Genomic DNA, 13,385 nt, shown 5'->3' with positions numbered 1-13,385 from the left:
AGTGTAGCGAAACATAAAGAAGAGTTGCCTCTTTTCGCTTATTTCCGTGACTATTTATCGGAAAAAACCGTTAGAAAATACGAAGAAAAGAAATTTGGTTTGAAATATCTCATTGTTTTAGGAGGAGTGCTACTAATACTGACTGCCAACCAGTCAGTCTATGCCCAGGGACGTAGTCAGGTAGTTCAACTCTCAGGATTGGTACTGGGAGAAGACAGTACGTATGCTTTGCCCGGTGTAAACGTTTATGTACCTACGGCGGGAAGAGGAACCACCACTAATCAATACGGCTATTTTTCTATGCCGGTACTGCCTGGCGATAGTGTATTGTTCAGTACGGTAGGCTTCAAGCGGCAATACTTTCTAGTACCGGAGAATCGGGTAGAGAGTATGACTATTATTGTAGAACTGCTCGCCGATACTACCTACCTACCGGCAATTACAGTGTTTCCTTATTCGAGTGAAGAAATTTTTAAAGAAGCCTTACTAGCGCTCAATCTACCTGATGAAAATCAGTACGCTAACATGCGCGATAACCTGGCTGACGATCTTTTAGCTCAGATGTTTCAAGCTATGCCAATGGATGGTAGCATGAACCATCGCTATTTCATGGATCAGCAGTTTAACTACATTCAGAACCGGTCGGGACCTCAGCCCAATCCATTCTTGAACCCTTTTGCTTGGGGCGAATTTATCAAATCTATTAAACGAGGGGACTTCAAGCGAAAGAAAAAGTGAGCGCCACGCTAGATAGTCCCGAAACTATTCCTCAATTGTTTGTAGAAGCTTGGAACCGGCGCGATGCCCGGCAGATTGCTGCGTTGTTTGATCCTGATGGCGAGTTTGTTAATGTAACTGGGTTGTGGTGGCATCGGCGGGAAGATATTGAACGTGCCCATGATTACGGCCTTCGTACCATTTTCAATAACTCTACTTTAACGCTAACCCGAACCAAAACGAAGTATTTAGCCAACCACATTGCCGTGGTACATGCCAAAGTAAAGCTAACCGGGCAGACCCCTACTTCTGAAGTACCCAATCCGGGAGCAAGACATACCATCTTCACGTTTGTTGTACATAAATTAAGTGATGGGTGGAGCTGTGCTGCTGCTCAAAATACCGATATTGTTCCAGCGATGGAAACGCATATTCGGGACGAAAAAAACCAGTTACACGCTGTCGACTACCGAAGATCAACTCAGTAATTTACTTTCCCCTATGAATCAAGGTAACCAACTGTTCCCTGTTTTCTTCAAGCTGCACGAATTAGATGTACTGGTAGTTGGCGGCGGTTATGTGGGGTTAGAGAAGCTAGAAGCCATTTTGAAAAACAGTCCGGAAACTCGGGTAACCCTGGTCGGACAAGAGATTCTACAATCCGATATATTTCGTTTGGCCAAAAAACATCCGAATGTGCAAGTGATAGAACGGCGGTTTCGCTGGCGTGATTTGCGCGGTAAAGATCTCGTTTTTCTGGCAACTAATGACCGAAATTTGCACGAGCGAGTTAAAGCGCGTACCCGTCGGCGGCGTATTATGACCAACGTAGCCGATACCCCTGAACTTTGCGATTTTTACCTCAGCTCAGTGGTTAAGAAAGGAGATCTAAAGATTGCAATATCTAGCAACGGAAAGTCACCTACGCTGACTAAACGTATTCGGCAGTATCTGGAAGAAGCCATTCCCGACGATGTGCAGTCGCTGCTAGATAATTTACTAGAAGTGCGCAATCAGCTACGTGGCGATTTTGAGTACAAAGTAAAAAAGCTCAACGAAGTAACCGCTGACTGGCTTTCTCAGGAACGGAACAAAGCTGATAAATAACCAGCAATATTTCTGATTACTGTTTTGCTACTTTAGCTGTAGATGCCAACCATGCTTGGGCCTGCTTTTTATCAGCAAAGTAGCCGGTAGCTGATTTATGTGTTTTTCCGTTAGCTTTACGAGATACAATACGACCGGCCATCTCATCAAAAATATTATTAGCCAGCACAATGGCGGTTGAGCTTTCGCTGATCTCTTGCTCAAAACGAGGTTTCCATTCTTCGTTTACCCATTGCCAATCTTCATAATTCACTCCCTTTAATTTGGCTTGATCAATTAGCCAATGCGTGAGTTTATGTTTCTCGGCAATTTTTAATGATTCTTCCCAGGCTTGTCGGTACTCATCGCCCTTAGCAAATCCACGCCAGGTCTGTACTAATGCTTGCAATTCTGAGTTAATTTCAACGGTCACATATTGATTTTGAAAGCAGATCATAGGCTTGCTTAATATAAATTATTTGAAAAGTACTAAGCAAAGATGTAGCTAGAAAATCTATGAAACCCGATGGAAAAGCAGTAAATCTTAGATGGTAAGAAATTATCAGAAAAGTGTGTTAATGTTTTATGTGTTTAAGGTCTTGAGTTGAGAATTTAATACAATGGAACAATGTTAGTCCTCGTTCACTACAATCTTCTCAATTGTATCGCCCTCTTTAATGTCATCTACTATCTCAATACCCTCTACTACTTTACCAAATACCGTATGGTTGCGATCCAGATGAGCCGTATTATCTCGACTGTGGCAGATAAAAAACTGACTGCCTCCCGTATTTCGTCCGGCATGCGCCATTGATAAAACTCCCCGGTCGTGGTACTGGTTTTCACCGTCTAATTCACAGTCAATAGTATAACCCGGTCCACCCGCGCCAGTACCATTGGGGCAGCCTCCCTGAATAACAAAATTAGGGATCACTCGGTGGAAAGTAAGCCCGTCGTAAAAGCCTTCTTTTGATAGTTTAGTAAAATTGTCTACAGTATTCGGGGCATCTTTTTCGTAGAATTCTACCTTCATTGTGCCTTTTCCAGTAATAATCTCAGCAGTTTTCATGTGTTTCTCTTGTAGTGATAAATACTATGGTCTGCGAAGTTATAAAAATTATGATAGAGCAGTAGTTCTACAAAGTAAAAACCGTAGAGAATTTGGTTTATCCCATTTTTGTTAGAAATTAAACATTCATATTTTCTACTATACTACAAGCACTATTTATGCATATTATTGAATCTTCTAAAGAGTACGATGTCATTATCGTAGGTTCAGGGGCGGGGGGCGGCATGTCTGCTAAAGTGTTGGCTGAATCAGGGCTGTCGGTAGCCATTGTGGAGGCGGGTCCGTTCTTCGACCCAACCGACCCGGCTCAAATGACCCAACTCAAATGGCCCTACGAATCACCTCGCCGGGGGGCTAGTACTACCCGTGCCTTCGGTGATTTTGATGCGGCTTACGGCGGCTGGGAAATTGACGGCGAACCCTACACCCGCGCCGAAGGAACCGAATTTGACTGGTTCCGGTCTCATATGTTGGGGGGGCGAACTAACCACTGGGGGCGTATCTCGCTACGGTTTGGCCCTAAAGATTTCAAACGAAAGGATATTGACGGCTTAGGTGATAACTGGCCCATTAGCTACGATGAAGTAAAACCCTACTACGATAAAGTAGATAAGCTGATTGGAGTATTTGGTAGTAAGGAAAATCTGGATAACGAACCGGATGGTTTCTTTTTACCCGTTCCCAAACCCCGCTTACACGAACTATACTATATTAAGGCCGCTCGTAAAGCCGGAGTTACTGTCATTCCTTCCCGATTATCCATTCTAACTAAGCGGGTAAATAAAGACCGGGGTATTTGCTTTTACTGTAGTCAGTGTTCCCGATCGTGCTCGGCTAAAGCAGACTTCTCCTCTAGCTCTGCGCTAGTTTTTCCCGCTCAGAAAACCGGTCAGGTTGATTTATTCGTCAACTCTATAGTGCGAGAAGTAACGACTAATGACGAGGGAAAGGCTACGGGAGTTTCTTACGTAAATAAAGAGGATCGGCAAGAGTATCAGCTCAAGGGGAAAACGGTGGTTTTAGCGGCTTCAGCTTGTAGTTCGGCCCGAATCTTACTGAACTCCAAAAGTAGTCAGCACCCGAATGGATTAGGCAATGGCTCCGGCATTGTTGGTAAATACTTGCATGACTCTACCGGAAGCAGCCGAGCGGCATTCGTTCCCGAGCTAATGGATCGTAAGGTATCCTACAACGAAGATGGGGTGGGGGGGCTTCACGTTTACAGCCCCTGGTGGCTGGATAATAAGCAACTAGATTTCCCCCGAGGCTACCATATTGAAGTGTGGGGTGGGATGGGAATGCCTTCCTACGGTACTGGTTTTGGTATTACTGAAATGAACGAGTTAGTTGGAAAGCAGACCGGCGGTTACGGTAATAAGCTGCGTGACGATGTAAAACGGTTCTACGGATCGATTATGGGCGTTTCTGGTCGGGGCGAGAGTGTGGCTCAGAAGAATAATTACTGCGAAATCGATCCTAATGTAGTAGATGAGTGGGGAATTCCGGTACTACGGTTTCACTACAAGTGGACTGATTACGAGCGATTACAAGCCAAGCACATGCACGAAACCTTTGAGGAGGTCTTTCATGAGATGGGAGCCACTGCGTTAGGAGATGCTCCGGGGAAAGACCAAGATTATGGCCTAGCCGCTCCCGGTCGAATTATTCACGAAGTAGGTACAACCCGTATGGGTGACAATGCCAAAACATCGGTAACCAATAAGAATAATCGGCTGCATGAAGTAGATAACGTGTTTGTTGTAGACGGCGGACCGTTTGTGTCACAGGCCGATAAAAACCCAACCTGGACAATTCTGGCACTTTCCTGGAAAACATCCGACTATATTATTGATCAATTCAAAAAACAAAACATTACGTGATGGACAGAAGAGAATCCATGAAAACCATGCTGGCCAGTTCTTTAGCCGGTGGACTAATATTTGGTTGTACACCCGAAGAAGAAACTGCTGAACAGGTAGCAACTCCCGTAAAGTCTGATGCCTACGGGCGCACTGAAGAAGAGAAGCTTCGCGACCAGGTGTTACACGAAGCTGAGTTCTTTACCGAGGCAGAAGTAGGCACCATTGCCACTCTCTGCAATCTGATTTTGCCGGCTACCGACAAATTTGGTTCCGCGACCGATGCCGGAGTGCCCGAGTTCATTGCTTTTATTGCCAAAGATATTACCGAGCATCAACTTCCATTACGCGGTGGGTTAATGTGGCTTAATCACCGGGCAATTCATAAGTTTGACCATACCTTTGATGAGTGTACCTCAGCGCAGCAAACCGAACTATTAGATGAAATTGCCTATCCCGATAAAGCTACTCCCGAAGTGGCCCAAGGCGTAGCATTCTTTAACCGAATGCGGAACCTAACCCTGACAGGTTACTACACATCCAAAATGGGTATTGAGGAATTAGGCTATAAAGGTAATCGCCCCAATGTGTGGGATGGCGTACCCGACGATGTGCTAAAGGAGCACGGAATGGCTTACGACGAAGAGTGGCTCGCCAAGTGCATCGACCAGGAAACTCGCGACGTAATGGCTGAGTGGGACGAAGATGGTAATTTGATTACTTAGAAATAGCGTCAGATTAAAAATATTCTCTTCCTTTATGTTTCTAAATAAACAACTAATTAACGCGCTTATCAGGCTTTGCAAGGCTAGTAGAGTAAAATCGCTTTATGCCTTTGGTTCAGTTACCCGATCCGATTTTAGTGAGCATTCAGATATTGATTTAGTCGTTGATTTTAACGAGACTGATCCTTATAAATAGGCTGATTTTTATTTTGCTCTCAAAGATGATTTAGAGCAACTACTTAACAGGAAGATCGACTTAATAGAGGAAAGAGGAATTAAAAACGAACTTTTCCGGCAAGAACTAGACAATACTAAAGTTCCTATTTATGGATATTAAAGTGAAAGCCTGGTTGCTGGATATTAAAAGGTCAATAGAAGAGATTTATAGTTTTCTTCCCGAGAGAAGAAACTTCCTTGAATATCAGCAAGATTTGAAGACTTAAAAAAGCGGTTGAGCGAAATCTGGAAATCATTGGCGAGGCAGTGAGGCGAATCTTAGATGCAGAAGATAGTTTTCCTATTGAGAACGCGAAGCAGATTATCAGCACTAGAAACCGAATAATTTATGATTATGATAATATTTCAGATGAGATTATTTGGGCAATTGTAACCCGGGAGTTACTTAAGCTCGAGAAGGAAATTGAAGAGTTGATTGAGAAATAAGGACTCTGCTCTGGCTAAGATACGGTCACGGGTTACTACAATCTTATTGTAAGGAACTTCATGCTCTAGCAAGTAATCAATAATATCTTCTAGACTCTGTAAAGCTTGTTCAGTATAGACCACCTGCATTACTGCAATTTAGAAATAGTTCGCTCTACTACTTGGGCGTAATTGTATAAGCGACCTTCTTCAATATCTTTCTCCGCGTTTTTTGTCCGGTGGGTAATTTTTTCCTGCTAAACTGTATTAGGCTGCTTTTTTTTTAGTATAGTTTTGATTGCACGCAGAATATCTACGTCACTTTCCTCAGCAATAAGTTCTTGTAGTTCGGCCTTAATATCAGCTACTTGACTCATGTGTTTTTATTAAATAACGTTTTGGTAGATAAATAGATATTATAGCAACTGTATAAACTCTAATACGCCCGCACCGTTTTACCTTCCATAAAGTTGATAAATGATTTGTTCACCACTAAGTTGCCACCTAAAGTAGGATAGTCTCCAGTAAAGTACCAGTTGCCTCGGTGGTCAGGGCAGGCTTTATGCAGATTTTTGACCGTTTGATACACTACCTCATAATCACAGGTAAGATCATCGGGGCGAGTGATCTCGGCAATCATGTCGGAGACCTGCTTATAGGAGAAAGGCTCGTACAGCTTCTTTACAAAATTAGGTGCCCCTTTCTGCAAGCCTTCGGCCACGCACATTTCGTAAACTTTGTCAATCAAGTTATCTAGTCCGCTATTCTTAAGTAGCTGAAGTACGGCCCGGAACGCTACAAACTCATTCATCTTCGACATATCAATACCGTAGCAATCGGGGAAGCGAATTTGGGGGGCCGATGAAACGATTACAATCTTCTTAGGATTAAGTCGGTTGAGCATTCGTAGGATGCTTTTCTCTAGCGTAGTGCCTCGCACAATAGAATCATCAATCACCACAATATTGTCAATACCTTTGCGGATTACTTCGTAGGTAGTATCGTACACGTGGGCCACTAGGTCGTTCCGTTGGTCATCACCCGTAATAAATGTACGTAGCTTCGCATCCTTCACCACTAACTTTTCTACTCGCGGTCGGAACGAAAGCAGCTTATTGAGGTATTTCTCATCTACTTCACCACCTTTAGATCGTTCGCTAATCGCCTGAATACGTTCGTTGCTCAGATGATCTTCCAGCCCCTCTAGCATACCTAAAAAGGCAGTCTCGGCACTATTAGGAATGTAGGAGAAAACGGAATTTTGCAGATCGTAATCAATAGATTCTAGAATTTGCGGAATCAATAGTTTGCCCAAGTCCTTACGTTCGCTGTAGATATCTGGGTCGGAAGCCCGGGAGAAGTAGATTCGCTCAAAGCTACACGAGCGTTTTTCCAGCTTATCAATAAATTGCTTTTCGTCGTAGTTGCCGGCTTTGTCAATAATTAACGCATTACCCGGCTGGATTTCTCTAATTTCATCGTAAGGTACATTGAACGCCGTTTTAATCGGAGGTTTCTCGGACGCTATCACCACTACTTCATCATCAGCGTAGTAGTAAGCAGGGCGAATTCCGGCGGGATCACGAGCTACGAAGGAAGAACCGCTACCAGTTATACCAGCCATGGTATAGCCTCCGTCAAAATCTTTGCAGGAGCGTTGCAGTACCCGCTGTAAATTCAGGTTATCCTCAATAATTTCAGTGATCTGCTGGTTGGTGTGGGTAAATTTGAACTGATCGAACAAGTCCTGGTTTTCCTGATCCAGAAAGTGACCAATCTTCTCCATGACCGTAATGGTATCCGCCTTTTCTTTGGGGTGCTGCCCTAAACTGACCAAAATATCAAACAGCTCATCTACATTGGTCATGTTGAAGTTACCCGCCATCACCAGGTTTCGACTGCGCCAGTTGTTTTGCCTGAGCATAGGGTGGCAATACTCAATGGAGTTTTTTCCGTGTGTGCCGTAGCGTAAGTGGCCGAGCCAAACTTCGCCGGTAAAGGCAACATTTTCCTGAAGCCAGTCAGCATCCAGCAGACGTTCGGTGCCCCAAGCTTGGCGCACTTTTTTATACTTCTTATTAATCTTTTTGAATACATCGGCAATCGGCCGATCCGATACGGAACGGTAACGGCTAATATAGCGCGAGCCCGCCGAGGTATTAATCTTAATATTAGCCACTCCTACGCCATCTTGTCCTCGATTGTGCTGCTTTTCCATTAGCAAATACAGCTTATTCACCGCGTAAAGCGGGGTGCCATACTTATCAATATAATACTGTAGAGGCTTGCGAAGGCGGATCATTGCAATTCCGCACTCGTGCTTAATAGACTCGCTCATAGATATGGACTAAATGTTATTAAACAAGATGGACGCTTGCTAATACTAAAGTACGCTGATTATCTGACTAATGATAGCCATCAACCAATCTGATTTGAAAAACAATATCAGTAACGGAATGATTAGTAAAATTGTCCCAAATTTTCCTAAAAATTGCGAGAAATGTTTGGGCGAAGTCAAAGTGGTTGATTCAGTACTATCAGCAGTGTTTTTGAAGAACAAATAGTACGGGATTTTCAAATAATAGAACAGGGCGATTACCGTATTAAACAACCCTACTATAAAAACATAGAGTAATTGGGGTTCTTGTGTTTGTTGATAATAATCCCAAAGCGAAGAAAAAATAAAAAGTTTGGCAGTAAATCCGGCAGTGGGAGGCAGTCCGGTTAAAGCAACCATTACAATTAGCATAGCAATTCCTAACGCCGGAAAGCGCAAGCCTAACCCCCGGTAGTCGGGAATATGCTTACTTCCGGTATGTGCCTCAAATAACTGAATCAACCAAAATGCAGCTAAATTCATGAATAGATAAACCGTCGCGTAAAATAGTACGCTGTATGTACCCCACTGGCTAGCTACTAAAATCCCCACCAGCAAGAAACCGGAGTGAGCAATGGAAGAATAGGCTAACATACGTTGGGCATTGGTTTGATGCAGTGCCGCTACGTTGCCGGCAATCATGGTAACCATTGCTAGTATGCCTAGTACCCATTCGCCCGGAAAGTCAGCCGCCGCCGCAAACAAAAGAGGAGTTACTCGGAGTAGTAGACCAACGCCGGCTATTTTAGGTACTACGGAGAAGAAAGCCGCGACGGGTGTAGGTACGCCCTCGTAGATATCCGGAGCCCAAATATGAAAAGGCACAGCTGATATCTTGAACAGAAAACCAACCAAGGTAAACCCGATAGCCAAACTACTAAGTAGTAGCGGGGCATCGTTTAATCCTTGAAGAAAGGTAGGTTCGGTTAGTAGTAGGGTTCCGGTGAGACCATACAGTAGTGACATTCCATAGAGCATTAGCCCGGAAGCAGCACTGCCGTATAATACGTACTTCAGACTGGCTTCGGCACTCTTACGGTCAAAATTGAAGTTAGCCAGTATGTAGGAGCTTAGCGAAACCAGCTCGATAGCTAAGTAAATTGTTAGCAGGTGCGTAGTACTAACCATCAGCGAAGCTCCCAAAACAATCCCGAGCAGCATGATATAATACTCACCAATTTGATCCAGTCGTTCAAACCCCACCTGTTTTGACCCGCTCCGTACCCGCAAACTCATAAGTCCTACGAAGAACAAAGCTAGTCCAAATAGACCCTTTAGATAGATAGCTAGTCGGTCTATTTGTAGTGTATTCAAAAATCGGGGTAGTGTTTCGTCTACGGTTAGTAGGTTCCACTGCTGCACCAGGAAAAAACCATTTGCTATTATGGCAATAACTAATAGCGTAACGAATAACAGACCCGTTTTTTTTCGGAAAATCAAGTCAGTGAGTAGAATAAGGACAATAGCTACTACCCAAACTACCTCCGGCCACAGCCAGGTAGCACTACGTAGTATGTCTCGTAAGTCGTTTGGTAAGGTAGAGGTGATTTCCATAGTGTGTTAAGGGCATTGTCGCCCTAATCAACTGTTTGGAGTTAACATGTTATGGTCGGAATGTTGATCCACAGTCAATAGTCCACGGTCGACAGTCATTGATCTTGTCTGCTACTTTTTATATTTCATATTTCTTCTCACTTACCGATTCATCATTTGTTCCAAATATAGTACTCCTTGCCCATTCATATATTCTGTCCAGTGTCGGACCGATTCACCGACCACATCCAGAAACAAACTGGGCGCAATTCCAAACACTAAGGTAGCTACCGCTAGCGGAACTAGCATTACATATTCGCGCCAGCTAAGGTCAACCAGCTTTTCGTTCCAGCTTTCTTCTCGCACGTAGTATTTTCCGAAGAACATGCGTTGTAGTGTCCACAAATAGTATCCAGCGCTCAAAATCAATCCGAGTGCGGCAAAGACTGCCATCCAGCGGGGCAGTAATTTATTTACCGTAGCCGAATTAAATGCTCCCAGTAACGTTAGTACTTCAGCAATGAAGCCGGAGAATCCGGGTAGCCCAAGGGAAGCAAAGAAACCGACAATCACCAGTACAGTGAAATAGGGCATCTTTTGAGTGAGCCCGCCGTAGTGAGCAATCATTCGGTTGTGCGTACGATCGTAGAGTACACCGGCGAGTAAGAACAAAAGTGGAGAAATTAACCCGTGGCTGAACATCTGGTACAAACCTCCACTAACTCCTTCTGAAGTAAGTGAAGCAAAGCCGAGCAGTACAAAACCCATGTGCGATACCGAAGAGTAAGCAATCATCTTTTTCAGATCACGCATGGCTAGCGCGTTGAACGCTGCGAACAAAATGGAAATGACTCCCAAAAACCCAATCCACCAGGCAAACTGCAAGGCTGCTTCGGGAAACATGCTGTAGGCGGTTCGGAAGATACCGTAGCCCCCAATTTTTAGCAGCAGTCCAGCCAGTACTACCGAAATAGCAGTGGGTGCTTCTACGTGCGCATCGGGTAGCCAGGTATGCAACGGCACCGAAGGAAGTTTAATGACAAAGCCCAACAACAATGCCCAGAAGGCCAACCAACGGAGGGGAAAGTTACCCCATTGAGCACCTTCCACCGCCAAAGTGCTATTGGGTAAATAATTTCGAGTATCGGTCATCGCGACCATATCAAACGTTCGGACCAAATCTTGCCCGGCAATCTTTCCGTCTCGTAATTGATCCTGTACGTAGTCGATTTCTACTGCCGATGGATGATTACCGATTAACCCACTCATTTCTCCGGTAGCTACCGGATCAATTACACTAAGGTACAGCCCAATCATTGCGATAAGAATAAAAATGGAACCCGTCAGGGTATACAGAAAAAATTTGATTGAAGCATACTCACGTCGCTCACCACCCCAAATACCAATCAGAAAATACATGGGTAGGAGCATAAACTCAAAAAAGAGATAAAATAGAAAAAAATCTAACGCAATAAAGCAGCCTACTACCGATGAGCTCAGCAAAAGAAACAATAGAGCGTACCCTTTCACATGTTGCTTAATCGTCCAGGAGGAAATAGCGGCAATCAGCAGAATTAGCGCAGCCAATATGACTAAAGGTAAGCTGACACCGTCTACCGCTACAAAGTAGTCAATAGATAAGTGTCCCAAATTACCTAAGTTCAGGCTAATCCAATCAAACCGTTCTATCAATTGTAGATTATAATAAGCATTGTTGGTTAGGCTAGTAGATTTATTAGGGGCAAATTGGAAGTAAATTGCGATTGCAATAGTAAGTTGTAATCCGGTAGCAACGATTATACCGATCCGGTGGATCAATCGTTGGGAGGAAGGAATAATCAGCAGAACGACGGCTACTGCTAGAGGAGTAAATAGTAATAGTGAGAGTAGGTGATTGGCCATGCTGGCGGCAAATTTCTTATTTTACTGAAGAAATACGAATACTTTTGGGGTAAAAATACGAGCGAACTTTACTGATACCCGTATTGTGGAGGCTTTGAAAGCTTAGGAAATATAGTGCAACACGAGAATTTGTTGTCAAAACTTCCGAAGTCGGTATGAAGCTAATAATTTTTCTATCCTTTCAAATCTATTACTTTAGTTGTTTCAAAGCTGATTTTATGGATAACGCTGCTCAAAGATTCCTTCACAGACTGATTAGCCAGCAATCGCCGGACGAAGCGGTAGCATGGCTTGAGCAGCAAACCAAAAAATACCAGGATCAACCTAGCAGCCGCAGCTTTTATCTCACGTTCAGCACCATTGCTCGGCATTTTAGTAAAACTAATCTAACGCTAAATGATAAAACCGTACAGCAAGCCGAGCAAATTCGTAGCGGATGGGATTTGAGCCAATGGAATGTACGGCAAACTGCTCGCACCTATTGGCTGCTACAATTATCTGCTGACTCATTTGAGGAGTACCGAGCCGTACTAGATCGTTTGTTCGCTACTGCTGACGTCGATGAGCAGGTGACACTATACGCCGCTCTGCCGCTGTATCAGTATTCCGATCAGATGGAGTACCGAGCATCGGAAGGCATTCGGACAAATATTACGGACGTGTTTGACGCGGTAGCACTACGCAATCCGTACCCGGCCGAATACCTACCCAATGAAGGCTGGAACCAGATGGTACTGAAAGCCATCTTTATGGGCCGCCCCCTGTACCTAATTCAGCAACTGGATGAGCGTCGCAACCCCGATCAAGCTCGGATGCTGATTGACTTTGCCCACGAGCGCTGGGCAGCCAACCGTTCGGTAACTCCCGAGCTATGGAGATGCACGGCTCCCTACTTAACCGAAGACCATCTTCTCGATATTCAACATTTGCTCGAGCAAGGCAGTGCCTTAGAAAAGCAGGCCGCTAACTTAGCTGTTAAAGAGAGCGAAAACGATACTTTATATAAACAGTTAAACGATTACTCACTACCCGATGAGGAACTTAATTGGAAAACCGTCGGAACAATGTGCAACGAGATGTGAAAAATGAAATGAGGGATATGAAAAATATCCTTCAATCATACTTACTAATTAGAACTAATGACCAAGGATTAGAACAATTGACAACCACAATTAACATTAGCCATTGAACCATTGAACCATGATGTATATTGACCCCCATATTCACGTTACTTCTCGTACTACCGACGATTACGAAGCCATGCAGCAGGCGGGCATCGTGGCCATTATTGAACCGGCTTTCTGGCTGGGTCAACCTCGTACCCAAGTAGGTAGCTTCCAGGATTACTTTAGCAGCCTGATTGGCTGGGAACGCTTTCGGGCCAGTCAGTTCGGTATTAAGCACTACTGTACCATTGGGTTGAACTCCCGCGAGGCGAATAATGAAGCCTTGGCTGAAGAGGTGATGGAACTGCT

13 protein-coding genes and 1 pseudogene are annotated in these 13,385 nt (G+C 44.2%); 9 read left to right on the top strand and 5 right to left on the bottom strand.

Annotated elements, in window-relative coordinates:
* From WBA23_RS25040 to WBA23_RS25030, 3 genes are all read left to right on the top strand, one after another.
* A partial coding sequence (locus tag WBA23_RS25040) for a carboxypeptidase-like regulatory domain-containing protein (protein WP_424585013.1) occupies positions 1 to 738 on the top strand: 738 nt, incomplete at its 5' end.
* The gene (locus WBA23_RS25035) at positions 735 to 1,205 is read left to right on the top strand and encodes an SgcJ/EcaC family oxidoreductase (RefSeq protein WP_424585012.1); all 471 of its coding nucleotides are present in this window, start codon (positions 735 to 737) and stop codon (positions 1,203 to 1,205) included. The genes WBA23_RS25040 and WBA23_RS25035, both read left to right, overlap by 4 nt.
* Before the next feature lie 13 nt (positions 1,206 to 1,218).
* A complete protein-coding gene (locus WBA23_RS25030; protein WP_424585011.1) occupies positions 1,219 to 1,824 on the top strand; it encodes a precorrin-2 dehydrogenase/sirohydrochlorin ferrochelatase family protein in 606 nt (201 codons plus the stop codon).
* Positions 1,825 to 1,840: 16 nt separating this feature from the next.
* On the opposite strand, the gene WBA23_RS25025 is transcribed toward WBA23_RS25030, so the two are convergent.
* Both WBA23_RS25025 and WBA23_RS25020 read right to left on the bottom strand, forming a co-directional pair.
* The gene (locus WBA23_RS25025) at positions 1,841 to 2,236 is read right to left on the bottom strand and encodes a hypothetical protein (RefSeq protein WP_424585010.1); all 396 of its coding nucleotides are present in this window, start codon (positions 2,234 to 2,236) and stop codon (positions 1,841 to 1,843) included.
* 198 nt (positions 2,237 to 2,434) lie between these two features.
* On the bottom strand, positions 2,435 to 2,872 hold the full coding sequence (locus WBA23_RS25020; protein ID WP_424585009.1) for a peptidylprolyl isomerase: 438 nt from the start codon (positions 2,870 to 2,872) through the stop codon (positions 2,435 to 2,437).
* A gap of 158 nt (positions 2,873 to 3,030) precedes the next feature.
* On the opposite strand from WBA23_RS25020, the gene WBA23_RS25015 reads away from it, so the two are divergent.
* The 4 genes from WBA23_RS25015 (at position 3,031) to WBA23_RS25000 (ending at position 6,119) form a co-directional block, all read left to right on the top strand.
* Entirely contained in the window at positions 3,031 to 4,752 is a 1,722-nt protein-coding gene (locus WBA23_RS25015) for a GMC oxidoreductase (protein WP_424585008.1), read from the top strand.
* Positions 4,752 to 5,456, top strand: a complete 705-nt coding sequence (locus WBA23_RS25010; RefSeq protein WP_424585007.1) for a gluconate 2-dehydrogenase subunit 3 family protein — start codon at positions 4,752 to 4,754, stop codon at positions 5,454 to 5,456. Before WBA23_RS25015 ends, WBA23_RS25010 begins: the two co-directional genes overlap by 1 nt.
* Before the next feature lie 34 nt (positions 5,457 to 5,490).
* The gene (locus WBA23_RS25005; RefSeq protein ID WP_424585006.1) at positions 5,491 to 5,652 is read left to right on the top strand and encodes a nucleotidyltransferase family protein; all 162 of its coding nucleotides are present in this window, start codon (positions 5,491 to 5,493) and stop codon (positions 5,650 to 5,652) included.
* A gap of 287 nt (positions 5,653 to 5,939) precedes the next feature.
* Positions 5,940 to 6,119, top strand: a complete 180-nt coding sequence (locus tag WBA23_RS25000; protein ID WP_424585005.1) for a HepT-like ribonuclease domain-containing protein — start codon at positions 5,940 to 5,942, stop codon at positions 6,117 to 6,119.
* A gap of 415 nt (positions 6,120 to 6,534) precedes the next feature.
* Here the strand turns inward: WBA23_RS25000 and WBA23_RS24995 are convergent, their stop codons facing one another.
* From WBA23_RS24995 to WBA23_RS24985, 3 genes are all read right to left on the bottom strand, one after another.
* Complete coding sequence (locus WBA23_RS24995; RefSeq protein ID WP_424585004.1) at positions 6,535 to 8,436, bottom strand: amidophosphoribosyltransferase; 1,902 nt, start codon at positions 8,434 to 8,436, stop codon at positions 6,535 to 6,537.
* A 45-nt stretch (positions 8,437 to 8,481) separates the two neighbouring features.
* Positions 8,482 to 10,029 (bottom strand): NADH-quinone oxidoreductase subunit N, encoded by a 1,548-nt coding sequence (locus WBA23_RS24990; RefSeq protein WP_424585003.1) that lies wholly within the window; start codon positions 10,027 to 10,029, stop codon positions 8,482 to 8,484.
* 141 nt (positions 10,030 to 10,170) lie between these two features.
* Positions 10,171 to 11,910, bottom strand: coding sequence for a complex I subunit 4 family protein (locus WBA23_RS24985; protein ID WP_424585002.1), 1,740 nt, complete (start codon positions 11,908 to 11,910; stop codon positions 10,171 to 10,173).
* Positions 11,911 to 12,128: 218 nt separating this feature from the next.
* Between WBA23_RS24985 and WBA23_RS24980 the strand changes: the two genes are divergently transcribed.
* Positions 12,129 to 12,992 carry an EboA domain-containing protein gene (locus WBA23_RS24980; protein ID WP_424585001.1) on the top strand — a complete coding sequence of 288 codons (864 nt, stop codon included), beginning with the start codon at positions 12,129 to 12,131 and terminating at the stop codon, positions 12,990 to 12,992.
* Between the two features lie 118 nt (positions 12,993 to 13,110).
* Positions 13,111 to 13,385: pseudogene (locus tag WBA23_RS24975) on the top strand (TatD family hydrolase); the annotation flags it as partial.

The sequence above is a fragment of the Tunicatimonas sp. genome, from assembly GCF_049647865.1.
Classification (GTDB): domain Bacteria; phylum Bacteroidota; class Bacteroidia; order Cytophagales; family Cyclobacteriaceae; genus Tunicatimonas.
The sequence above is the reverse complement of the archived record's forward strand: the minus strand, read 5'-3'. Positions and strand labels throughout refer to the sequence as shown.

What these genes read in the sequence shown, in the direction of transcription:
- WBA23_RS24980 (WP_424585001.1), top strand. Translation starts at nt 12,129, where the DNA reads ATGGATAACGCTGCTCAAAGATTCCTTCACAGACTGATTAGCCAGCAA.
- WBA23_RS25030 (WP_424585011.1), top strand. Translation starts at nt 1,219, where the DNA reads ATGAATCAAGGTAACCAACTGTTCCCTGTTTTCTTCAAGCTGCACGAA.
- WBA23_RS25015 (WP_424585008.1), top strand. Translation starts at nt 3,031, where the DNA reads ATGCATATTATTGAATCTTCTAAAGAGTACGATGTCATTATCGTAGGT.
- WBA23_RS24990 (WP_424585003.1), bottom strand. Translation starts at nt 10,029, where the DNA reads ATGGAAATCACCTCTACCTTACCAAACGACTTACGAGACATACTACGT.
- WBA23_RS25010 (WP_424585007.1), top strand. Translation starts at nt 4,752, where the DNA reads ATGGACAGAAGAGAATCCATGAAAACCATGCTGGCCAGTTCTTTAGCC.
- WBA23_RS25020 (WP_424585009.1), bottom strand. Translation starts at nt 2,872, where the DNA reads ATGAAAACTGCTGAGATTATTACTGGAAAAGGCACAATGAAGGTAGAA.
- WBA23_RS24995 (WP_424585004.1), bottom strand. Translation starts at nt 8,436, where the DNA reads ATGAGCGAGTCTATTAAGCACGAGTGCGGAATTGCAATGATCCGCCTT.
- WBA23_RS24985 (WP_424585002.1), bottom strand. Translation starts at nt 11,910, where the DNA reads ATGGCCAATCACCTACTCTCACTATTACTATTTACTCCTCTAGCAGTA.
- WBA23_RS25005 (WP_424585006.1), top strand. Translation starts at nt 5,491, where the DNA reads ATGTTTCTAAATAAACAACTAATTAACGCGCTTATCAGGCTTTGCAAG.